At 71.6% G+C, this 20,867-nt stretch carries 18 protein-coding genes; 11 read left to right on the top strand and 7 right to left on the bottom strand.

The genetic code is table 11. From position 1 onward, the window contains the following. The 5 genes from nuoL to ACFW22_RS08055 all read left to right on the top strand — a co-directional run bounded on the left by nuoL (position 1) and on the right by ACFW22_RS08055 (position 7,091). Positions 1-1,893 (top strand): NADH-quinone oxidoreductase subunit L, encoded by a 1,893-nt coding sequence (gene nuoL / locus ACFW22_RS08075; RefSeq protein ID WP_386400459.1) that lies wholly within the window; start codon positions 1-3, stop codon positions 1,891-1,893. Between the two features lie 5 nt (positions 1,894-1,898). Continuing rightward, on the top strand, positions 1,899-3,509 hold the full coding sequence (locus ACFW22_RS08070) for an NADH-quinone oxidoreductase subunit M (protein ID WP_386400456.1): 1,611 nt from the start codon (positions 1,899-1,901) through the stop codon (positions 3,507-3,509). Further along, positions 3,506-5,167 (top strand): NADH-quinone oxidoreductase subunit NuoN, encoded by a 1,662-nt coding sequence (gene nuoN / locus ACFW22_RS08065; protein ID WP_386400454.1) that lies wholly within the window; start codon positions 3,506-3,508, stop codon positions 5,165-5,167. The genes ACFW22_RS08070 and nuoN overlap by 4 nt, the downstream gene beginning before the upstream one ends. A gap of 126 nt (positions 5,168-5,293) precedes the next feature. After that, the gene (locus ACFW22_RS08060) at positions 5,294-6,217 is read left to right on the top strand and encodes an AraC family transcriptional regulator (protein ID WP_386400453.1); all 924 of its coding nucleotides are present in this window, start codon (positions 5,294-5,296) and stop codon (positions 6,215-6,217) included. Between the two features lie 40 nt (positions 6,218-6,257). Then, the gene (locus tag ACFW22_RS08055) at positions 6,258-7,091 is read left to right on the top strand and encodes a carbohydrate-binding protein (protein ID WP_386400451.1); all 834 of its coding nucleotides are present in this window, start codon (positions 6,258-6,260) and stop codon (positions 7,089-7,091) included. A gap of 2 nt (positions 7,092-7,093) precedes the next feature. Here ACFW22_RS08055 and fahA read toward each other — a convergent pair whose 3' ends face one another. Further along, complete coding sequence (fahA, locus tag ACFW22_RS08050) at positions 7,094-8,323, bottom strand: fumarylacetoacetase (protein ID WP_386400449.1); 1,230 nt, start codon at positions 8,321-8,323, stop codon at positions 7,094-7,096. 291 nt (positions 8,324-8,614) lie between these two features. Between fahA and ACFW22_RS08045 the strand changes: the two genes are divergently transcribed. Continuing rightward, positions 8,615-9,934 carry a peptidase gene (locus ACFW22_RS08045; protein ID WP_386400447.1) on the top strand — a complete coding sequence of 440 codons (1,320 nt, stop codon included), beginning with the start codon at positions 8,615-8,617 and terminating at the stop codon, positions 9,932-9,934. A 28-nt stretch (positions 9,935-9,962) separates the two neighbouring features. Here ACFW22_RS08045 and ACFW22_RS08040 read toward each other — a convergent pair whose 3' ends face one another. Next, complete coding sequence (locus ACFW22_RS08040; protein WP_386400445.1) at positions 9,963-11,963, bottom strand: CocE/NonD family hydrolase; 2,001 nt, start codon at positions 11,961-11,963, stop codon at positions 9,963-9,965. Between the two features lie 310 nt (positions 11,964-12,273). Between ACFW22_RS08040 and ACFW22_RS08035 the strand changes: the two genes are divergently transcribed. Together ACFW22_RS08035 and ACFW22_RS08030 are read left to right on the top strand one after the other, a co-directional pair. Then, entirely contained in the window at positions 12,274-13,284 is a 1,011-nt protein-coding gene (locus ACFW22_RS08035; RefSeq protein ID WP_384873328.1) for a polyprenyl synthetase family protein, read from the top strand. Positions 13,285-13,417: 133 nt separating this feature from the next. Beyond that, positions 13,418-14,587 (top strand): outer membrane lipoprotein carrier protein LolA, encoded by a 1,170-nt coding sequence (locus tag ACFW22_RS08030; protein WP_386400442.1) that lies wholly within the window; start codon positions 13,418-13,420, stop codon positions 14,585-14,587. Positions 14,588-14,652: 65 nt separating this feature from the next. Here ACFW22_RS08030 and ACFW22_RS08025 read toward each other — a convergent pair whose 3' ends face one another. Both ACFW22_RS08025 and ACFW22_RS08020 read right to left on the bottom strand, forming a co-directional pair. Next, positions 14,653-15,960: a M28 family metallopeptidase gene (locus ACFW22_RS08025; protein ID WP_386400440.1), complete on the bottom strand. Its 1,308-nt coding sequence runs from the start codon at positions 15,958-15,960 to the stop codon at positions 14,653-14,655. Positions 15,961-16,148: 188 nt separating this feature from the next. Further along, the gene (locus ACFW22_RS08020; RefSeq protein WP_386400438.1) at positions 16,149-16,523 is read right to left on the bottom strand and encodes a hypothetical protein; all 375 of its coding nucleotides are present in this window, start codon (positions 16,521-16,523) and stop codon (positions 16,149-16,151) included. Between the two features lie 150 nt (positions 16,524-16,673). On the opposite strand from ACFW22_RS08020, the gene ACFW22_RS08015 reads away from it, so the two are divergent. After that, a complete protein-coding gene (locus tag ACFW22_RS08015) occupies positions 16,674-17,321 on the top strand; it encodes an NADPH-dependent F420 reductase (RefSeq protein WP_386400436.1) in 648 nt (215 codons plus the stop codon). A 166-nt stretch (positions 17,322-17,487) separates the two neighbouring features. Here ACFW22_RS08015 and ACFW22_RS08010 read toward each other — a convergent pair whose 3' ends face one another. Then, a complete protein-coding gene (locus ACFW22_RS08010) occupies positions 17,488-17,901 on the bottom strand; it encodes a hypothetical protein (protein WP_386400434.1) in 414 nt (137 codons plus the stop codon). Positions 17,902-17,979: 78 nt separating this feature from the next. On the opposite strand from ACFW22_RS08010, the gene ACFW22_RS08005 reads away from it, so the two are divergent. Beyond that, positions 17,980-18,297, top strand: a complete 318-nt coding sequence (locus tag ACFW22_RS08005; RefSeq protein ID WP_386400432.1) for a DUF6401 family natural product biosynthesis protein — start codon at positions 17,980-17,982, stop codon at positions 18,295-18,297. An 81-nt stretch (positions 18,298-18,378) separates the two neighbouring features. Here ACFW22_RS08005 and rarD read toward each other — a convergent pair whose 3' ends face one another. Further along, on the bottom strand, positions 18,379-19,389 hold the full coding sequence (rarD, locus tag ACFW22_RS08000) for an EamA family transporter RarD (RefSeq protein ID WP_386400430.1): 1,011 nt from the start codon (positions 19,387-19,389) through the stop codon (positions 18,379-18,381). Positions 19,390-19,482: 93 nt separating this feature from the next. Further along, positions 19,483-20,349 carry an SDR family oxidoreductase gene (locus tag ACFW22_RS07995; RefSeq protein ID WP_386400428.1) on the bottom strand — a complete coding sequence of 289 codons (867 nt, stop codon included), beginning with the start codon at positions 20,347-20,349 and terminating at the stop codon, positions 19,483-19,485. A gap of 96 nt (positions 20,350-20,445) precedes the next feature. Between ACFW22_RS07995 and ACFW22_RS07990 the strand changes: the two genes are divergently transcribed. Further along, positions 20,446-20,853 carry a winged helix-turn-helix transcriptional regulator gene (locus ACFW22_RS07990; RefSeq protein WP_386400426.1) on the top strand — a complete coding sequence of 136 codons (408 nt, stop codon included), beginning with the start codon at positions 20,446-20,448 and terminating at the stop codon, positions 20,851-20,853. Positions 20,854-20,867 lie beyond the last annotated feature (14 nt).

Genomic DNA, 20,867 nt, shown 5'->3' with positions numbered 1-20,867 from the left:
GTGGAAAATCTCATTGCACTGCTCGTCGGGGTGCCCCTGCTGGGGGCGGCCGTCCTGCTCTGCGGCGGCCGACGGCTGGACAGGACCGGGCACTGGCTCGGCACCCTGCTCGCGGCCGGCTCGTTCGTGATCGGCCTGGTGCTCTTCGCCGACATGCTCGGCAAGACCGCCGAGGACCGGACCCTGCACCAGCAGCTCTTCACCTGGATCCCCGTCGAGGGCTTCCAGGCGGACATGGCCTTCCAGCTCGACCAGCTGTCGATGACCTTCGTCCTGCTGATCACCGGGGTCGGCACGCTCATCCACGTGTACTCCATCGGATACATGGAGCACGACGAGCGCCGCCGCCGGTTCTTCGGCTACCTCAACCTGTTCCTCGCGGCGATGCTCCTGCTCGTCCTCGCCGACAACTACCTGCTCCTCTACTTCGGTTGGGAGGGCGTGGGCCTCGCCTCGTTCCTCCTGATCGGCTTCTGGCAGCACAAGCCCAGCGCGGCCACCGCGGCCAAGAAGGCCTTCCTGGTCAACCGGGTCGGCGACATGGGCCTCTCGATCGCGATCATGCTGATGTTCACCACCTTCGGCACCTTCGCCTTCGGGCCGGTCCTGGAGGCCACCGGTCAGGCCTCCGAGGGCAAGCTGACGGCGATCGGCCTGATGCTGCTCCTCGCGGCCTGCGGCAAGTCGGCCCAGGTGCCGCTGCAGTCCTGGCTCGGGGACGCCATGGAGGGCCCCACCCCGGTCTCGGCCCTCATCCACGCGGCCACCATGGTGACCGCCGGCGTCTACCTGATCGTCCGTTCCGCCGACATCTTCAACGCGGCGCCGGACGCCCAGCTCGTCGTCACCGTGGTCGGCGCGGTCACGCTCCTCTTCGGTGCGATCGTCGGTTGCGCGAAGGACGACATCAAGAAGGCCCTCGCCGGTTCCACGATGTCGCAGATCGGCTACATGATCCTGGCGGCCGGTCTCGGCCCCATCGGCTACGTCTTCGCGATCATGCACCTGGTCACGCACGGCTTCTTCAAGGCCGGGCTGTTCCTCGGCGCGGGCTCGGTCATGCACGGCATGAACGACGAGGTCGACATGCGGAGGTACGGCGGCCTGCGGAAGTACATGCCGGTCACCTTCGTCACCTTCGGCCTCGGCTACCTCGCGATCATCGGCTTCCCCGGCCTGTCCGGCTTCTTCTCCAAGGACAAGATCATCGAGGCGGCCTTCGCCAAGGGCGGCACGGAGGGCTGGATCCTCGGCGCGGTCACCCTGCTCGGCGCGGCCATCACCGCGTACTACATGACCCGCGTCATGCTGATGACCTTCTTCGGGGAGAAGCGCTGGCAGCCCGATGCCGAGGGCCACGAGCCGCACCCGCACGAGTCCCCCCGGTCCATGGTCATCCCGATGGTGCTCCTCGCCGTCGGCTCGGTCGCCGGAGGCGCCTTCTTCGAGTTCGCCGGATTCGTCGAGTGGCTGGAGCCGGTCACCGGCTTCGAGCACGGCCACGCACCGATCAGCGCCGCCGCCGTCACCACGGCCACCGTCGCCGTGATGGTGATCGGCGTCGGCCTGGCCTACCTCCAGTACGGCCGTCGGCCCGTCCCGGCGGTCGCCCCGCGCGGTTCGCTGCTCACCCGGGCGGCCCGCAAGGACCTCCTCCAGGACGACTTCAACCACGTCGTCTTCGTCCGCGGCGGCACGCACCTGACCCGCTCGCTCGTCTACGTCGACCACACCCTGGTCGACGGCGTGGTGAACGGCACCGCGGCCTCGGTGGGCGGTCTCTCCGGCCGGCTGCGCAAGCTCCAGAACGGCTACGTCCGCTCCTACGCGGTCTCCATGTTCGGAGGTGCGGCGGTGCTCATCGCCGCGACCCTGCTGATGAGGGCGGTGTAACCCCCATGTCCTTCCCGCTCCTTACGGTGACGGCAGCGGTGCCGGCGGTCGGTGCGATCCTCACCGCCGCCGTCCCCGCCGCCCGGCGCACCGCCGCCAAATGGCTGGCGCTGCTGGTCTCGCTGGGCACGCTCGTGCTCGCCGCCGTCGTCTTCGCCCGGTTCGAACCCGGCGGCGCGCGGTACCAGCTGACCGAGTCCCAGACCTGGATCAAGGACTTCGGCGTCCGCTACGAACTGGGCGTCGACGGCATCGGCGTGGCGCTGATCGCGCTCACCGCCCTGCTGGTCCCCTTCGTGATCCTGGCCGGTTGGCACGACGCCGACCCCTCCCCGAGCCCTTCGGACGGGGGAGGCCCCCGGGACCGCGTCGACAAGCGGTGGCGTCCGACCCAGGGCTTCTTCGCCCTGATCCTCATGGTCGAGGCGATGGTCATCCTCTCCTTCGAGGCCACCGACGTCTTCCTCTTCTACGTCCTCTTCGAAGCCATGCTCATCCCGATGTACTTCCTCATCGGCGGCTTCGGCGACCGCGCCCACTCGGGCTCCGACGAGAACGCGGCGGCCCAGCGCTCGTACGCGGCGGTCAAGTTCCTCCTCTACAACCTGGTCGGCGGCCTGATCATGCTGGCCGCCGTCATCGGGTTGTACGTCGTCGCCGGCAACTTCTCCCTGACGGAGATCGCCGAGGCCCGGGCCAACGGCTCCCTGGAGATGGCGACCACCACCGAGCGGCTGCTCTTCCTCGGCTTCTTCTTCGCCTTCGCCGTGAAGGCGCCGCTCTGGCCGCTGCACACCTGGCTGCCGAACGCGATGGGGGAGGCCACCGCCCCGGTCGCCGTCCTCATCACCGCCGTCGTCGACAAGGTCGGCACCTTCGCGATGCTCCGCTTCTGCCTCGGGCTCTTCCCCGAGGCCTCCCAGTGGGCCACCCCCGCGATCGTCGTCCTCGCCCTCATCAGCATCGTCTACGGGGCGCTGCTCGCGGTCGGCCAGCGGGACATCAAGCGCCTGGTCGCCTACGCGTCGATCTCGCACTTCGGCTTCATCATCCTGGGCATCTTCGCGATGACCAGCCAGGGCCAGTCCGGCGCCACCCTCTACATGGTGAACCACGGGATCTCGACGGCCGCGCTCATGCTGGTCGCCGGCTTCCTGATCTCCCGGCGCGGCTCGCGGCTCATCGCCGACTACGGGGGCGTCCAGAAGGTCGCCCCGGTGCTCGCCGGCACCTTCCTGATCGGCGGCCTCGCCACCCTGTCGCTGCCCGGACTCGCGCCGTTCGTCAGCGAGTTCCTCGTCCTGGTCGGCACGTACGCCCGGTACCCGGTGGCCGGCATCATCGCCACCACCGGCATCGTCCTCGCCGCGCTCTACACCCTCGTCCTGTACCAGCGGACGATGACCGGGCCGGTGAAGGAGGAGGTGCGGGCGCTGCCCGACCTGAGGGCGCGCGAACTGGCCGTGGTCGTCCCGCTGATCGCCGTCCTGATCTTCCTCGGGGTCTTCCCGAAGCCGCTCACGGACGTCGTCAACCCGGCGGTCCAGCACACCATGTCCGACGTCCAGCAGAAGGACCCCCAGCCTTCCATCCAGAACGTGGAGGCGGCCAAGTGAGCACATCCGCCGTCGCATCCCCCGTCCACGGCCTGTGGGCGAACGCCGCCGGGCCGCTGGAGAAGATCCCGGCCCCCCACATCGAGTACACCCAGCTCTCGCCGGTGCTCATCGTGGTGGGCGCCGCGGTCCTCAGCGTCCTCGTCGAGGCCTTCGTGCCCCGCAAGGGCCGTTACTTCACCCAGGTGTTCCTGTCCGTCCTGGCGCTCGCCGCCGCCTTCGCCGCCGTGGTCGGCCTCGCGGCCGGCGGCTACGGCTCCACCAAGGCCCACATCGCGGCCATGGGCGCCATCGCCGTCGACGGCCCCGCCCTCTTCCTCCAGGGCACCATCCTGCTCGCCTCGATCGTGGCCGTCTTCACCTTCGCCGAGCGCAGGCTCGACCCGGCCGACCACGGCCACAAGGTCGACTCCTTCGCCGCCGAGGCCGCCGCCGTCCCCGGCAGCGACCAGGAGAAGGCCGCGGTGCGGGCCGGCTTCACCACCACCGAGGTCTTCCCGCTCGCGCTCTTCGCGATCACCGGCATGCTGGTGTTCCCGGCCGCCAACGACCTCCTGACGCTCTTCATCGCCCTGGAGGTCTTCTCCCTCCCGCTGTACCTGCTCTGCGCCGTCGCCCGCCGCAAGCGGCTGATGTCGCAGGAGGCGGCCGTCAAGTACTTCCTGCTCGGCGCGTTCTCCTCGGCCTTCCTGCTCTTCGGGATCGCCCTGCTCTACGGCTACGCGGGCTCCGTCTCGTACGCCACCATCGCGAACGTCGTCGACGGGGCGATCGGCTCGGTCGACCCGGCGCTCGCCGGCACCATGGGCAACGACGCGCTGCTGCTCATCGGCTTCGCCCTGCTGCTGGTCGGGCTCCTCTTCAAGGTCGGCGCCGTGCCGTTCCACATGTGGACGCCGGACGTCTACCAGGGCGCCCCGACCCCGGTCACCGGCTTCATGGCCGCCGCGACCAAGGTCGCCGCCTTCGGCGCGCTGCTCCGCCTGCTCTACGTGGTGCTCCCGGGCCTCACCTGGGACTGGCGGCCCGTCATGTGGGGCGTCGCCATCGTCACCATGCTGGGCGGTGCGGTCATCGCCATCACCCAGACCGACGTCAAGCGGCTGCTGGCGTACTCCTCGATCGCGCACGCGGGCTTCCTGCTGGCGGGCGTCATCGCCGCCACCCCGAGCGGCATCTCCTCCGTCCTCTTCTACCTGGGCGCCTACTCCTTCGTGACGATCGGTGCCTTCGCCGTCGTCACCCTGGTCCGGGACGCGGGCGGCGAGGCCACCCACCTGTCCAAGTGGGCCGGGCTCGGGCGCCGTTCCCCGTTGGTTGCCGCGGTCTTCGCGGTCTTCCTGCTCGCCTTCGCCGGCATCCCGCTGACCTCCGGTTTCTCCGGCAAGTTCGCGGTCTTCAAGGCGGCGGCGGACGGCGGTGCGGGCGCCCTCGTCGTGGTCGGCGTGATCTCCTCGGCGATCGCCGCCTTCTTCTACGTCCGGGTCATCGTGCTGATGTTCTTCAGCGAGCCGAAGGCCGACGGCCCCACGGTCGCCGTTCCCTCGGTGCTGACCTCCCTGACGATCGCCGCGGGCGTGGCGGTCACCCTGGTCCTCGGCCTCGCCCCGCAGTACTTCCTGAACCTGGCCAACCAGGCGAGCGTGTTCGTCCGGTAGGACGGAGGCGCACGAGAGGGGCCCGGCTCGGGGGGCGAGCCGGGCCTCTTCGCCGTCCTGACAGGGACCGTGCGGCATGGCATCGTGAACGGGCGAATGGTCTGTACCAGTCAGGGAGGCGGGGCGATGCGCGGCACCACGGTCTTACCAGGGGACCCCTGCACCGCCCCCCGGCACGGAGAGCCCCCCGTGCACCGCCTCGAAGTGCGCCCGCCCGCCGAAGTCCCCTTCGCCGCAGGCGATTTCGACGCGATGGGGCCCATGGCGCGGGCCGCCTTCCCGCACCGCCACACCTTCTACGAGATCGTCCACGTCGTCGCCGGGAGCGGGACGCACGTGCTCGACCTGGAGCGGCACGAGGTCCGCCCGCCCCAACTCGGGGTGATCCTCCCGGGGCAGGTGCACCACTGGGAGGGCGTGCGCGGCCTGGAGGGCTCGCTCGTGCTCTTCACCCCCGAGTTCCTGGTCGGTGGGGTCGGCGAGGAGGAACTGCTGCGACGGCTGGGGGAGCGGCCCTGGGTGGCGCTCGACGCCGCCGCGCACGAGCGCACCGGTCGGCTCATGGAGGAGCTCGCCGAGGAGTACCGGCACGGGGCCGACGGCTTCGCCGGGGTCCTGCGGTCCCTGCTGCACGTGCTGCTGGTGCGGGCCGTCCGGCTGCCCGGCGGCGCCCCCCGGTCGGCCCCCGCGCTCCGGGGGATCGCCGAGGAGTTCGTCCGGCTCGCCGGGCGGGCCGGGGTCGACGGGCTGTCCGTGCGGGAGTGCGCGGAGCGGCTCGGCGTCACCCCCGGACACCTCGCCGAGGCCGTCCGGGCCGCCACCGGCCGCACCCCCGCCGCGCTGCTGCGCGAGGCCCGCACCCGGGAGGCGCAGCGGCTCATCATCAGCACCGAACTGTCGATCCGTCAGATAGCGGCCAGGGTGGGCTTCGCGGACCCCGCGTACTTCTGCCGCTTCTTCCGCAGGGAGACCGGGCGGAGCCCCGGGGACTTCCGGAAACACCACGACCGCCGTGATCCGTCCATCGAAGACGGAGCCCGCCCCGCCTAGGTTCGTTGCGATCCCCCAGCCCCCCACACGAGGAGCAGGCATGGACAACGAGACCTCCGCCGGCCACGTCACCCGCAAGACGGTGCTGCGGGCCGCGCTCGCGGCCGGGATGGCCGCGCCCGCCGTTCTCATGGGCGTCCCGGCGCTCGCCCGCACCCTGACCGCCGGAGAGGCGGCGCCCGCGCTCACCCCGGAGTGCGACGACGGCGACGACCCCACCCCGCCGCAGACCGAGGGGCCGTACTTCAAGCCCAACTCCCCGCTGCGGAAGAGCCTCCTGGACGCCGGCACCACCGGCGTCCGGCTGACCGTCAGCGGATACGTCTTCGGACTCGCCTGCCGGCCGATATCCGGTGTCCTGCTCGACTTCTGGCAGGCCGACGTCAACGGTGCCTACGACAACACCGGCTTCCGCTTCCGCGGCCACCAGTTCACCGACTCGACGGGTGCCTTCGAGCTGACCACGATCGTGCCCGGCCTCTATCCGGGCCGCACCCGCCACATCCACGTCAAGGTGCAGGCCCCGGGGCGCCCGGTGCTGACCACGCAGCTGTACTTCCCCGGCGAGCCCCGCAACAACACCGACACGATCTTCGACCCGCGGCTCCTCATGACCGTCCGGGACGCCGGCGGTGCACGGGAGGCCGCCTTCGACTTCGTCCTGAACGTGCCGCAGGACCCGGGGCCGACGCCGACCCCGACGCCCACCGGGAGCCCCACCGGAAGCCCCGGCGGGACCTGGGCCGCCGGAACCTCCTACCGGGTGGGGGACGCCGTCACCCACGCCGGCCTGGGCTATGTGTGCCTCCAGGCCCACACGGCACAGGCCGGCTGGGAGCCGCCGAACGTCCCCGCGCTCTGGCGGGCCGCCTGAGGCTAGGCGGAAGGAACGATCCGGCCCCGGACCTCGCCGAGCGCCACCCGGGTGTCTCCCTCGGGGCCCGGGGCCCAGGCGGTGAGGACGACCTCGTCGCCGTCCTCCAGGAACGTGCGCTTGTCGCCCGCCACCTCGATGGCGTCGCGGCCGTTCCAGGTGAGCTCCAGGAGCGAACCGCGCTGGTGCACCTCGGGACCGGAGACCGTGCCGGAGCCGTACAGGTCACCGGTGCGCAGGGAGGCGCCGTTCACCGTCATGTGGGCGAGCTGCTGGGCCGCCGTCCAGTACATGGTGGAGAACGGCGGCTCGGCCACCACCTCGCCGTTGATCTCCACCGAGATCCGCAGGTCGAAGCCGCCCGGCTCCTCCTCGTCCGCGTCCTCCAGGTACGGGAAGAGGGGGAGGTCCCGTGCCGGCGGGGCGGTCCGGGCCGCGTCCAGGGCCTCCAGGGGCGTCACCCACGCCGAGACGGAGGTCTGGAACGACTTCCCGAGGAACGGGCCGAGCGGCACGTACTCCCAGGCCTGCACGTCCCGCGCCGACCAGTCGTTCAGCAGCGTCAGGCCGAAGACGTGCTCCCGGAAGTCCGCCAGCGGGACGGGGCGGCCCAACTCCGAGGGGGTGCCCACCAGGAAGCCGACCTCCGCCTCGATGTCCAGCTTGACCGAGGGGCCGAAGACCGGCGCCGGGTCCGACGGGGCCTTGCGCTGGCCCGAGGGGCGCACGACATCGGTGCCGGAGACCACGACCGTGCCCGCACGGCCGTGGTAACCGATCGGCAGGTGCTTCCAGTTGGGGGTCAGTGCGTCGCCGTCGGGGCGGAAGATCTTCCCCACGTTCGTCGCGTGGTGCTCGCTCGCGTAGAAGTCGACGTAGTCCGCCACCTCGTACGGCAGGTGCAGCGTCACCTCGTCCAGCGGGTGCAGCAGCGGCTCGACGTCCGCCCGGTGCGCGGGCACCGTCACCCAGGCCGTCAGCGCCCGGCGGACGTCGCGCCAGGCGGTCCGCCCGGCCGCGAGCAGCGGGTTGAGGTTCGGCTGCGCGAGCAGGGAGGCGTACGGGGAGCCGAGCGCGTGCGCCGCGGCACCCGCGTCCAGGACGTATCCGCCGATGCGGACGCCGAGCCGGCGCCGCCCGGGCTCGTCGGCGGTGGAGAAGACGCCGTACGGGAGGTTGTGCGGGCCGAAGGGATCGCCCTCGGCCAGATCGAGCGGGCTGAGCTCGGACATCGGTGCGTGCCTCGCTTTCCAGGTGTGTGAAGGACACGTTACGGGGCGCCCAGCCGGGCGCGGGTGACATGGATCACAAGGAAAGTGCGGCCTCCGTGGGCAACTGTCTTTCTTCGTCCCCTATGCGTCCGAGGCGGGCGGTGAACCCGGCCGTGGGCTGCGGAAACGGGCTCCCGGCGATGCCTGCCGAGCCATACGATCACGAGGGCGTCGCGCCGCGTGAAGTCTCCGCAGGCGCGCGTCCACCACCGCACTTCGCCTTCTTTCTCTGACCAAGAAAAGGTCCGCAACGTGAAGATTCGCCGCATCCTGGCGACCGCCGTGGCCGCCGCCGTGACCACCCCGGCCGTGTTCCTCTCGGCCGCTCCGGCGTTCGCCGACACCAAGCCGTCGCCCGCGTCGACGCAGCAGCCCGCGTCCGCCGAGGACGACTCCGACGGGGACTCGTCGCTGAAGGAGCTCCAGGCCGCCGTCGCCCTGGCGCAGAAGGAGTACGACGAGGCCGTCGTCGCGCTCGACAAGGCCCTGACGGCCTCCAAGGCCCTGGGCAAGCCCGAGCACCCGCTGAGGGCCGCGTTCGACGGGGCCGCGAAGGCCGCCGAGGACGCCGCCGCCGCGGAGACCGCCGCCGAGCAGGTGCTCGCCGCCGCCGAACAGGCCGTGAAGGACCTGCCCGAGGGCGCCGGCGAGCAGGAGAAGGCGGAGGCCGCCGCCGCGGTCACCACCGCCGAGGAGGCCCTCGCGGAGGCCACCCGCCTCAAGGGCGAGGCCGACGAGGAGCTGGCCGGGGCCGACACCGCCCTCAAGCAGGCCGAGGCCGCCGCCGCCGAGGACCTCGACCTCGCGCAGAAGGCGAAGGAGGCCGCCGCCGAGAAGCTCGACGAGGCCAAGGAAGAGCTGAAGCTCTACGAGGAGATCGGGGAGGGCTGCGAGGAGGACGACTCCGTGCAGGTCGCGCTGAGCGGCCCGAAGACGGTCACCGCCGGCGAGCCGGCCGTCTTCTCGCTGCGCGTCACCAACGCCTCCGACCGCACCCTGGACCTCGTCAACGCCTACGCGGACGCCGTGCGCCTCCCGCTGCCCGGCGAGTACGTCGACGAGGAGACGGGCTACGAGGAGCGGAGGATCGCGGTCGAGTGGTCCTCCGCGGACGTCCTGGAGTGGACGCCGCTCACCGAGGACCTCGACAGCATCGAGGTCGGCAAGCTCGCCAAGGGCACCTCGTACGACGTGAAGCTGCGCCTCACGGTCGACGCCGACGCGCCCGCCGGTCGGGGCGTGGTCTTCTCCTACGGCGACTACCAGAACGACGACGAGTCCTGCGGCATCGGCAGCGGGTACGCGGACCTGGACTTCGGCATCCTCGCGGCCAAGGGCGACAAGCCGAAGCCGACCCCGTCGACGTCGACGCCGGCACCGACGACCACCACCGGCGGCAACACGAACACCACCCAGCAGGGCGGCACGTCCGGCACCCCCGTGAACGGCTCCCTCGCCGCCACCGGCGCCAACGACGCCCTGCCGCTCGGCCTCGCCGCCGCGGGTGCCGTCGTCCTCGGCGCCGGCGCCCTGGTCCTCGGCCGTCGCCGCAGGGCCGGCGCGGACGCGTAAGCGGCCGGATCCCCCGTGCGGCGGTTGTTCAACCCGCCGTGCGGGGGATCCGCTTTTCCCAGGTGCGGTGGAAGACGACTTCCTCGCCCTCCTCGCACACCAGCTCGTCGGAGGTGTGGAAGGAGTCCGCATCGCAGGAGATCGTCGAGCGGGTGCGGACCGTGACGTCCCAGGCCAGTTCGGGCCGGTGCAGTCGGATCGTCCATTCCGAGCGGGTGCGGGCGGACAGCGGGCCGCTCTCGTCGATCGTGTACGTCTCCAGGGCGTCCTCGGTGTACTCCAGGCCGTCCGGGTACACGCGGGTGCCGCCGTACTTCGGGTCGACCTCCAGCTTCCACTCGCCCTTCGCCACGTCCCGGACGACGACCCGCTCCGGGCGGGGCTCCTCCAGGGTCGCCGGGTGGGCGACGCCGAGCGGCTCGGACTGCTCGGGTTCCTCCCACTGGACGGCGTCCTCGGTGGGGGTGCGGACCGGCAGGGTGAGGGAGGAGCCCGCCGGGTCGAGGGTGAATCCGGCGGCGTCGGGCTGCGGCCAGAGCCACGGCCAGTACGTGGAGGAGACCGCGAGCCGCACCCGGTGGCCGGGCGGGAAGGCGTGCCCGATGCCGTTCAGTTCGAAGGCGAACTGTTCCGTCTCGCCGATCTGGGCCTCCACGGCCCGGTCGCGGCCGTAGCGGGCGGAGAAGTTCAGCGCCCCCCGGGTGACGAGGGTGGAGGAGCCGTCCGGGGCGATGTCGCAGAGCCGCGCGACGACCTGTCCGGTGGGGGCGGCCGTCCGCAGGGCGAGTCGCACGGAGGGGCGCCCGAGGACCTCGACGGGGCCGCCGTCCTCGGGCACGGGGAAGTCGAAGCAGGCCGAGTGGGCGTCCTCGTCGCGCTGGTCCGGGGGGAGGTCGGCGGCGTTGCCGAAGGGGAAGAAGCGGCCGGCGTCGAGCCCGGTCTGCTGGGGCGAGTCGACGACGACCGGATCGCCCTGGAAGCCGTAGGTGACGGGGGTGACGTGCGGGGAGGGCCAGGAGGGGTCGGCGACCCAGCGGCCGGGCAGCTCCTCGTACACGGTGGCCGGCGGGTGGGAGGCGCTGATCCAGGAGCGGAGCAGCGGCTCGGCCATCACGTCGTTGTCGACGCCCTTGAGGTGGTGGTCCCACCAGCGCAGGGTCTCCTGGAGGAAGCCGATCGCCGGACCGGGCGGCAGGCCGCGGTCGGGGTAGTGGTGGGACCAGGGGCCGATGATGCCGCGGACCCGGTCCTGGGGGAGGTGCCGGGCGAGTCGCAGCACGGTGTCCCGGTAGGGGTCGTGCCAGCCGCCGACGGCGAGGACGGCGGCCCGGACGGCCCCGTAGTCCTCACAGACGCTGCCGTGCCGCCAGTACGCGTCCCGGGTCTGGTGGGCCAGCCAGGTGTGCACGAGGGGCTCCACCGCCTCCAGGCGCTTCAGCCACAGCCCGCGCCACTCCTCGCCGGCGTACCGGGGGTCCGGGGGCCGGGCGACGAAGGCGAGCATGGTGGCCGCCCAGGCGTGCATGTCGACGCCGAGGACCGAGCCGCCCATGTAGTGGACGTCGTTGTCGTAGCGGTCGTCGGTGGAGCAGACGGTGACGACCGCCTTGAGCGGCTCGGGGGCGAGGGCGGCGATCTGGAGCGCGTTGCAGCCGCCCCAGGCGATGCCGAACATCCCGACCTTCCCGTCGCACCAGGGTTGGGCGGCGAGCCAGTCCACCACGGCGACGCCGTCGGCGAGTTCGACGGCGTCGTACTCGTCGCCGGGCAGGCCCCCGCTGTTGCCGTGGCCGCGGACGTCGACCCGCACCGAGGCGTAGCCGTGGCCCGCGTACCAGGGGTGGCGCTGCCAGTCCCGGGGGGCGGTCCAGTCGGTCAGGCGGTACGGCAGGTACTCCAGGAGGGCCGGTACGGGGTCGTCGGCGAGCGGGCGCCACACGCGTGCGTACAGCAGGGTGCCGTCCGGCAGCGGGATGCGGATGTCCTCGTGGCGGGTCTCGTACGGGAAGTCGGTACGGATCTTCGTCATCAGGTCACCTCGGGGGCGGGGTGCGGCCGGCCGGGGGAAGGGCCGTCGCCTCCGGCGGGCGGCTGCGCACCGTTCGCATCGATATCGATCGCCGTTCGGGACATAACGCCTACTCCTGGTCGTATGAGCTGATCACGAACATACCGGGGGTGACGGGAAGGCGCCCACGGTGATCGAAAGGTGACCGGATACGCTGGCATGAGTGAATCGGGCGACACATCGACAATCCCCGCGATCGTCAGCAGCCCAGCCGTCCGTGAGAACAAGCCGTGTGATCCCCAGCAGGCGTCAGCAGACAGGAGACCCCCTCGTGACCGTCGTCGGGCCGTTCGGTCTTAGCGTGCGGGACCAGGCTCTTGAGGCCGATGTCCAGACCGGTTTGGCGGCTGTGGAAGCGGGCCTCCTGGACGCCACCAAGAGCGATGTCCCCTTCATCACGGAGGCCGCGCAGCACCTCGTCCTGGCCGGCGGCAAGCGGTTCCGCCCCCTGCTCGTGATGCTCGCCGCACAGTTCGGCGACCCCTACGCGCCGGGCGTCGTGCCCTCCGCCGTGGTCGTCGAGCTCACCCACCTGGCCACGCTCTACCACGACGACGTCATGGACGAGGCCGACGTCCGGCGGGGCGTCCCCAGCGCCAATGCGCGCTGGGGCAACTCGATCGCCGTCCTCACGGGTGACTTCCTCTTCGCCCGCGCCTCGCACACGCTCGCGGACCTCGGTCCCGAGGCCGTACGCATCCAGTCCGAGGCGTTCGAACGGCTCGTCACCGGCCAGATCCTGGAGACCGCCGGGCCGGCCGACGGCCGCGACCCCGTCGAGCACTACCTCGACGTCCTCGGCGGCAAGACGGGGTCCCTCGTCGCCGTGTCCTGCCGCTTCGGCGCCCTGATGTCCGGCGCCGACGAGAGCGTCGTCGACATCCTCACCCAGTACGGCGAGCGCCTCGGCGTCGCCTTCCAGCTCGCTGACGACGTCCTCGACATCGCCTCCGACTCCCACGAGTCCGGAAAGACCCCCGGCACCGACCTCCGGGAGGGCATCCCCACCCTCCCCGTGCTCCACCTGAGGGCCGCTGCGGCCGCGCACGGCCGTCCGGAGGACCTGGAGCTCGTCGCGCTCATCGACGGCGACCTCGGCGACGACGAGCGGCACGCCGAGGCCCTGCGCAGGCTGCGCGCCCACCCCGCCCTGGAGCAGGCCCGACGGGACACCGTCCGGTACGCGGAGGAGGCGCGCGCCATGCTGGCGCCGCTGCCCGACGGCTACGCGAAGGCGGCGCTGGCGGAGATGTGCGACGCGGTGGTGCACCGCGCGGGGTAGCCCTTCCTCAGGGTCGGGTCATCCCGAAGCAGTACGTGAGGTTGATCCCGCGGTCTGACGCTTCCGAGCCGTTCCCCTGGTGTGATGGAGACACCAACCACAGGGGCAGCACGGCACGGAGGTAGCGGAGACCATGGCAGAGACCCGTAAGGCGAGCCGGTTCATCGTCCCGGTCGCGGTGGCAGGGACGGCTGCGGCGACCATCGGGCTCGTCCCGGCGCTGGCGGCGTCCGGAGACCCCGACCTGCCCGAGATCACGGCCCAGCAGCTCATCGAGAAGATCGCCGCCTCGGACACCCAGACCCTGTCCGGCACCTTCAAGATCTCCACCGACCTGGGGCTGCCGGCCCTCGGCGGCCTGGCGTCCGGCCTCGGGGGCCTGGGCGGCGGCGACGCCTCGTCGGCGGACCCCGCGCAGAGGCTCACCGAGCTCGCCTCCGGCACCCACACGCTGCGCCTCGCGGCGGACGGCCCCGAGCGCCAGCGTCTCACCCTGCTCGACGGTTCCGACGAGTACAGCCTGATCCACAACGGCGACGACGTCTGGGCCTACGACAGCAAGTCGAACGAGGTGTTCCACGAGAAGGGCGCGGGCACCCCGGAGGCGCCCGAGGCGCACGAGGAGCTCCCCGGCACGCCCCGGCAGCTCGCCGACGAGGTGCTGAAGGCCGCCGGGGACACGACGTCGATCACGGTCGGCGGGACGGCCAGGGTGGCGGGCCGGGACGCGTACCAGTTGGTGATCAAGCCGAAGCAGTCCGGCTCGACGGTCGAATCGGTGAAGATCGCCGTGGACGCGGCCAACGGAACCCCGCTCAAGTTCACCCTCTCCTCGGTCGAAGGCGGCAAGCCGGTCGTCGACGCGGGCTTCACGAAGGTCGACTTCGCGAAGCCGGCGGCCTCGGACTTCGCCTTCGAGGTGCCGAAGGGCGCCAAGGTCACCGAGGGCGGTGCGGAGGAGTCCCCGCGGGACGGGAAGCTCCCCGAGGGGTTCGAGGAGAAGCTCCCCGAAGGGTTCGAGGACGGTTTCGCCGACTTCGGCAAGGGCCTGAACGTGATCGGCGAGGGCTGGACCACGATCGCCACGATCGACACCGGCGCACCGGCCCCGAAGACCGACGGGGCGCCGAAGGAGATCCAGGGCTTCCTGGACTCCCTCGGCGACCAGGTCACCGGCCCCTTCGGAGCGGGCACCCTCTTCAAGACGAAGCTGGTCAACGCCCTCCTCACCGACGACGGCAAGGTCTACGTCGGTGCGGTGACGAAGGAAGCGCTGATCGAAGCGGCGAACGCCGCCAAGTAGTAGGGGAGTTGGGACCCCGGGCGGGTCGGGGCAATGGTCACCGACCCACCCGGGAGTTCTGTGCCTTACGGGAAGGTCAGCTTGAAGCCGTTGATGTAGCCGGTGTCCCAGCTGGCCTTGTCCTGGACGCGGAGCTTCCAGGCACCGTTGGCGACCTCGGAGGAGGCGTTCACGGTGAAGGTCTGCTGGATGTTGTCGGCGCTGCCGCCGCTCCGGTTGGCCAGGTTGTAGACCGAACCGTCGGGGGCGATCAGGTCGACGACCAGGTCACCGCGCCAGGTGTGGATGATGTCCACGCCGACGGCGAGGTTGCTCGGGGCGTTGCCGGCGATGCCGGTGACGTTGACCGTGGAGGTGACCGCCGGGCCGTTGTCCGGGATGGACACGTCGGTCGTGTTCTCGAAGACCGTTCCGCTCGGCGGCGGGGTGGTCGTCCCGGACAGCGTCCAGATCGCGTGCGCGATCGCGTCGCTGTTGCGGTCCAGGGCGGTGTCGTTGATGTTCGACGTGGTGTCGCAGGACGAGTGGTAGCAGCGGTCGAAGGCCTGCCCGGCGGTGCCGCCCCACTTCTGCGCCTGGGCCGACGTCTTGGTGTAGTCGGCGCCCGCGAAGAGCCCGCCGACCGGGATGCCGACGTTCTTGAAGGGGGCGTGGTCGGAGCGGCCGTCGCCCTCCGTCTCGATCTCCGTGGGGATGCCGAGGCCGGCGAAGTAGTCCTTGAAGGTCTGCTCGATGGTCGGGTCGTCGTCGTAGACGAAGTAACCCGGGTTGGGCGAGCCGATCATGTCGAAGTTGAGGTAGCCCTTGACCTTCGCACGCTCGGTGCTGGACAGGTTGTTGACGTAGTACTTCGAACCGACGAGCCCGAGCTCCTCCGCGCCCCACCAGGCGAAGCGCAGGTGCTTGGAGGGCTGGTAGCCGGTACGGGCCACGGTGAGGGCGTTCTCCAGGACCGCGGCGGACCCCGAGCCGTTGTCGTTGATGCCGGGGCCGGAGGTGACCGAGTCGAGGTGCGAACCGGCCATCAGGACCTGGTTGGGATCGCCGCCCGGCCAGTCGGCTATGAGGTTGTAGCCGGTGTAACCGCTGGAGGTGAAGGTCTGCAGGGTGGTGGTGTAGCCGACGGCGTCCAGCTTCGCCTTCACGAAGTCGATCGACGCCTTGTAGCCGGTGCGGCCGTGGGCGCGGTTGCCGCCGTTGGAGTTGGCGATCGACTGGAGGTCCGCCAAGTGCTGCTTGACGTTGGCGAGCGGGATGTCGGGCGCGGCGGCGGCCGCCTGCGGACCGGCGGCTGCGGTCCCGGCGAGGCCGCCGAGCGCGAGCGCCGCGAGGGCGGCGACCGCGGTGACGCGTCTGGGCACGGAGATGTTCATGTGGGGGCTCCGGATTCCGAACGGGGATGGGACGGAACGTGCGAGACGCCTCGGGCGTGGGTGCCACGAGGCGCTGGAGCTGTGCGGATGCGCGCTTGTTCGTTGTGCGGCGGTTCAGTCGTGCGTGCTGAATGTTCAGTGAGATTTTGACTCCGCGTCAAGAGCGGAAACCGGTCATCTCCGTTCGCTCACCGGACGATGTCCCCGCCACCACGCCGGACCAGGGGCGGACGGTCGAGGATCTCGATGTATTCGATCCGGCCGTGCACGAGGTCGAGGTTGAGCATCCCCGTCTCGGCGAGCAGGGGCAGACAGCGGTGACCCTCTCCGTACGGGGTGCCCGCAGGACGGTCCGAGGTGCGGATGCTCTGACAGAAGTCGTCGCCGCAGCCGCAGTCGCCGAACAGCCGCACGTCCCACACGACGATCGCCAGGTCCCGCTCCCCCTCCTCCTCCAGGAGCCGGACGAGTTCGGCGACGAGCTCGGGGTACACCTCGCGGACGAGCGGCGGCTCCGGGGGCGCGCCTCCCTCCCCGCCCGCGGTCTCCTCGTTGTTGCGCATGCGGGGAAGTCTGCCGGCAGGTGCGGTGCGGCGGCACGCGGTTTTTCCTCCGCCGGCGCGACGCGCGGACACGGCGGGACGACACGGGACGGTGCCGTCCAGGCACTAGGGTCGGCTCCTTCGACCCGCCGATCCGGAGGAGCGCACCCCATGAAGATCGCCGTACTGGGAACGGGAGAGGTCGGACGCCGACTCGCCACGAAGCTGGTTTCGCTGGGGCACGAGGTGGCCATGGGGTCGCGCACCGCGGACAACGCCGAAGCCGCCACGTGGGCGGGGGAGTGCGGCGGGACGCACGGGACCTTCGCCGACGCGGCCGGCCCCGCCGAACTGGTGGTCAACGCCACCGGCGGACTCGTCTCCCTGACCGCCCTGGAGGCCGCGGGCGCGGCGAACCTGCGCGGCAAGGTCCTGATCGACGTGTCCAATGCGCTCGACTTCTCCCGGGGTTTCCCGCCCCGGGTGGTCACGCCCGAGGAGGGCAGCGTTGCCGAGCAACTGCAGAAGGCCTTCCCGGAGACGCGGGTCGTCAAGGCGCTCAACACCATGACCAACGCCGTCATGGTCGACCCGAGCCGGGTCCCCGGGCAGCACCACGTCTTCCTCAGCGGCGACGACCCGGACGCGAAGGCCGTCGTCGCGGAGCTGCTCGCCTCGTTCGGCTGGGCCGCCGACCGGATCCTCGACCTCGGCGACCTGTCGGGCGCCCGCGCCACCGAGCAGCTGATGCCGCTCTGGCTGCGCCTCTACGGAGTGCTCGGAACCGCCGACTTCAACTTCGGCATCGCCGGAGCCTGACCCCCTCGCCGTCCAGGGGACGGTGCCGGGCGGGACGTCTCCGTCCCACCGCTCCCGCGCCGCCGCCCGCAACGGTCCCTTCCCGGCCGGTCCGGTCGGCCCGGAAGCCGCGTCGTGCGCCGGGCCCGGCGATGCCGCCGGCCAGCCCGCGGAGCGGCTCCCCGACTCAGGACGCGTAGAAGTCGGCGTACCGGGCGGAGAGCCCCGCCACGGAGAAGCCCTCGAAGTCGCCGGCGGCTTCACTGCTGGTCAGACGCTGGAGTGCGGCCCCGGCCTCGGGCGAGTGCAGACTCCTCAGGTACGCCTTCGTCCCGGCCAGTCCGCCTCCGCACAGCAAGGCGACCTCGATGGAGATGTCGGCGTCCATGCTGGCGGTCTTGGCCCGCCAGATGTGCAGCACGTCGTCGAGGACGCCGGCGTTGAACAACTGGACGCAGCACAGCTTCATCAGCTCCGTGTCGCCGTCGCCCTGCGCAGCCTCCTCCCGCCGCCGGTGGGCGGAGAGCAGGCCGCGCACCTCGTCGAGGTCCGCGCCGACGGGATGCAGGCCGTACCGATCCAGGCTCTCGTCTTCGTCCACCGCCCCATTTTCCAGCAGGAGCGGCGCTGCGACCGAGGTCACGGTCGGGGCGTGACCTTGTGACCCTAATGTGGAGGGATGAACGATGCGCCCGGCTGCCCGCTGATCGACGTCGCCGCCACCTATCTGCCCCGGCTCGCGGAGTTCTCCGTCGCGCCGGGACTGGTGGCCGCCGTCGACCAGCACGCGGCGGCCGTGTGCGATGCGCTCGCCCCGGTCGGGTCGGGGGCGAAGGGGCGGACCGTCCGTCGGGAAGAGCTCGCCGACTACGTCCTCGGGTTCACCGACTGGCTGACCGAGGCCGACTGGACCGAACCCGTCGGCCATGACTTCGCGACCCTGCACCTGACGGCCGTCTGCTGGCTGATCCGGGAGCACGACCTGCTGGGTGCGTGAGCGCCGCACCCGGGCGGGCGGGGACCCGGTCGAGGCACTGACCGCCCGGTGCCGGGTGGCTCCCGTGCCGTCGGTGCGCCGTCAGCCTCCCGTCGGGGGCGCCGGGGCGGCGGGGGCGCCCTCCGCGGCCCGCGCGGCGGATCCGGTGACCGGAACGGTCCGCACGGACGCGGCGGCAGGGGCCGCCGCCTCGACCGCGGCCCGGCTCCGACGGGCCGTCCGCAGCGCGTCCCAGGTGAGGATGGTCAGGGCCAGCCAGACCAGGGAGAAGCCCGCCCAGCGCTCCGGCGGCATGGCCTCGTGGAAGTAGAGGATTCCGAGCAGGAACTGGAAGGTGGGCGCCAGGTACTGCAACAGCCCGAGCGTGGACAGCGGGACGCGGATCGCCGCCGCTCCGAAGCAGACCAGCGGCACCGCCGTGACGATGCCGGTGGCGGCGAGCAGCGCCGTGTGGCCGGCGCCGTGGGAGCCGAAGGCGAGGGTGCCCCGGGTCCCGAGCCAGACGAGGTAGCCGAGGGCGGGCAGGAACTGGACGGCGGTCTCGGCGGCGAGCGATTCCAGGCCGCCGATGTTGACCTTCTTCTTCACCAGGCCGTAGACGGCGAAGGAGAAGGCGAGGGCGAGGGAGATCCACGGCGGCCGTCCGTACCCGAAGGCCAGGACCAGCACGGCGGAGAAGCCGATGCCGACGGCCGCCCACTGGGCGGGGCGGAGCCGTTCCTTCAGGACGAGGACGCCGAGGGCGATGGTGACGAGCGGGTTGATGAAGTAGCCGAGGGAGGCCTCGACGACGCGGCCCGTGTTCACGGACCAGATGTAGAGGCCCCAGTTCACGGTGATGACGGTGGCGGCGACGGCGATCAGGCCGAGCTTGCGCGGGCTGCGCGCGAGCTCCCGTATCCAGCCCCAGCGACGCAGCGCGAGGAGCGCGATGCCCACGAAGGCCAGCGACCAGACCATGCGGTGGGCGAGGATCTCGATCGCACCGGCGGGCTTGAGGAGCGGCCAGAAGAGCGGGACCAGGCCCCACATCCCGTAGGCGCCGATCCCGTATGCCAAGCCCGTTCGGCTCTCGCTCTTCTCCGTCTTCACCGGACCTCCTGCCCTGTGCCGCGCTGTTCCGACGAAGGTAGCGCCGCACGGGGCAGATTGTCATGCCCGTACCGCTATACGGTCATGACAGCTTCAGGAGGTGGGGAGCGCCTCCCCGATCGACGCGGCGATCGGAGTGGTCGGGCGGCCGATCAGGCGGGCCAGATCGCCGGTCCGCAGGGCGAGCGCGCCCTGCTCGACGGCCCGGTCCACGTCCACCAGGATCTCGGCGAAGCCCCGCGGGACCCCGGCGCCGGTCAGGATCTCCAGGTGGGTCGCGGCGGGCACGTTGCGATAGGTGACCTCCCGGCCGCTCCGGGCGGCGACCTCGGCCGCGTACTCGGCGAAGGACCAGGCGGTGTCGCCGCTCAGTTCGTACGTCGCGCCCAGGTGCTCCTCGATCGGGCCGGTCAGGACGGCGGCCGCGGCCGCGGCGTAGTCGGCGCGGGTCGCGGAGGCGATCCGGCCCTCGCCGGCGCTGGCCACGACGGCGCCGTGGGCCAGGACCTGGGCGAGTTGGGCGGTGTAGTTCTCGGAGTACCAGCCGTTGCGGAGGAAGGTGTGCGGCAGCCCCGAGGCGAGGATCAGGCGCTCGGTCTCCTTGTGTTCGGCCGCCAGGTCGAAATCGGCCCCGTCGCCCCCGAGGATGCCGGTGTACGCGAGCTGGGCCACGCCCGCCGCCCTGGCCGCGTCGATCACGGCGCGGTGCTGGGCGATCCGCCGGCCGACCTCGCTGCCCGAGACCAGCAGCACCCGGTCGCCGGCCGCGAAGGCGTCCGCCAGGCTCTCCGGGCGGTCGTAGTCGGCGATCCGCAGCTCGATCCCCCGCTCCGCGAGGTCGGCGGCCTTCTCCTTGCTGCGGACGACGGCGGCGACGGACGCGGCGGGGACGGTGGCGAGGAGGGCGTCGACGACGAGGCGGCCGAGCTGTCCGGTGGCTCCGGTGACGACGATGCTCATGGTGCTTCCTTCTTCCGGTGGGGTGCGGGGGAGTGCACTCACCGTAAGACGGGCGCTAACTTTTCGTAAGTACCCACTTTGAAGTAAGGTACTGGCATGGGAGTAAGTGAGGACCGGAAGAACCCGCTCGCCGGGGTCGACGGGGGCGCGTGCCCGGCCCGGCTGGTCCTGGAGCACGTCACCAGCCGTTGGGGCGTCCTGATCCTGATCGCCCTCAGGGAGCGCTCGTACCGCTTCAGCGAGCTCCGCCGGCACGTCGGCGGCGTCAGCGAGAAGATGCTCACCCAGACGCTCCAGACCCTGGAGCGCGACGGTTTCGTCCACCGCGACGCCAAGCCCGTCATCCCGCCCCGCGTCGACTACAGCCTGACCGCCCTGGGCGAGGAGGCCGCGCGCCAGGTCTGGGAGCTCGCCCGCTGGACCGATCGGCGGGTCCCGGAGGTCGAGGAGGCGCGCCTGCGCTACGACCGTGCGCGCCGCGGGGTCGCCACCCCGTCCCCGTGACGCCGAGGGGCCCG

The sequence above is a fragment of the Streptomyces sp. NPDC058872 genome, assembly GCF_042743065.1.
Classification (GTDB): domain Bacteria; phylum Actinomycetota; class Actinomycetes; order Streptomycetales; family Streptomycetaceae; genus Streptomyces.
Note: the sequence above shows the minus strand (reverse complement) of the source record. Positions and strands in the feature narration are given on the sequence as shown.

What these genes read in the sequence shown, in the direction of transcription:
- ACFW22_RS08070 (WP_386400456.1), top strand. Translation starts at nt 1,899, where the DNA reads ATGTCCTTCCCGCTCCTTACGGTGACGGCAGCGGTGCCGGCGGTCGGT.
- ACFW22_RS08060 (WP_386400453.1), top strand. Translation starts at nt 5,294, where the DNA reads ATGCGCGGCACCACGGTCTTACCAGGGGACCCCTGCACCGCCCCCCGG.
- ACFW22_RS08055 (WP_386400451.1), top strand. Translation starts at nt 6,258, where the DNA reads ATGGACAACGAGACCTCCGCCGGCCACGTCACCCGCAAGACGGTGCTG.
- fahA (WP_386400449.1), bottom strand. Translation starts at nt 8,323, where the DNA reads ATGTCCGAGCTCAGCCCGCTCGATCTGGCCGAGGGCGATCCCTTCGGC.
- ACFW22_RS08040 (WP_386400445.1), bottom strand. Translation starts at nt 11,963, where the DNA reads ATGACGAAGATCCGTACCGACTTCCCGTACGAGACCCGCCACGAGGAC.
- ACFW22_RS08030 (WP_386400442.1), top strand. Translation starts at nt 13,418, where the DNA reads ATGGCAGAGACCCGTAAGGCGAGCCGGTTCATCGTCCCGGTCGCGGTG.
- ACFW22_RS08025 (WP_386400440.1), bottom strand. Translation starts at nt 15,960, where the DNA reads ATGAACATCTCCGTGCCCAGACGCGTCACCGCGGTCGCCGCCCTCGCG.
- ACFW22_RS08020 (WP_386400438.1), bottom strand. Translation starts at nt 16,523, where the DNA reads ATGCGCAACAACGAGGAGACCGCGGGCGGGGAGGGAGGCGCGCCCCCG.
- ACFW22_RS08015 (WP_386400436.1), top strand. Translation starts at nt 16,674, where the DNA reads ATGAAGATCGCCGTACTGGGAACGGGAGAGGTCGGACGCCGACTCGCC.
- ACFW22_RS08005 (WP_386400432.1), top strand. Translation starts at nt 17,980, where the DNA reads ATGAACGATGCGCCCGGCTGCCCGCTGATCGACGTCGCCGCCACCTAT.
- ACFW22_RS07995 (WP_386400428.1), bottom strand. Translation starts at nt 20,349, where the DNA reads ATGAGCATCGTCGTCACCGGAGCCACCGGACAGCTCGGCCGCCTCGTC.
- ACFW22_RS07990 (WP_386400426.1), top strand. Translation starts at nt 20,446, where the DNA reads ATGGGAGTAAGTGAGGACCGGAAGAACCCGCTCGCCGGGGTCGACGGG.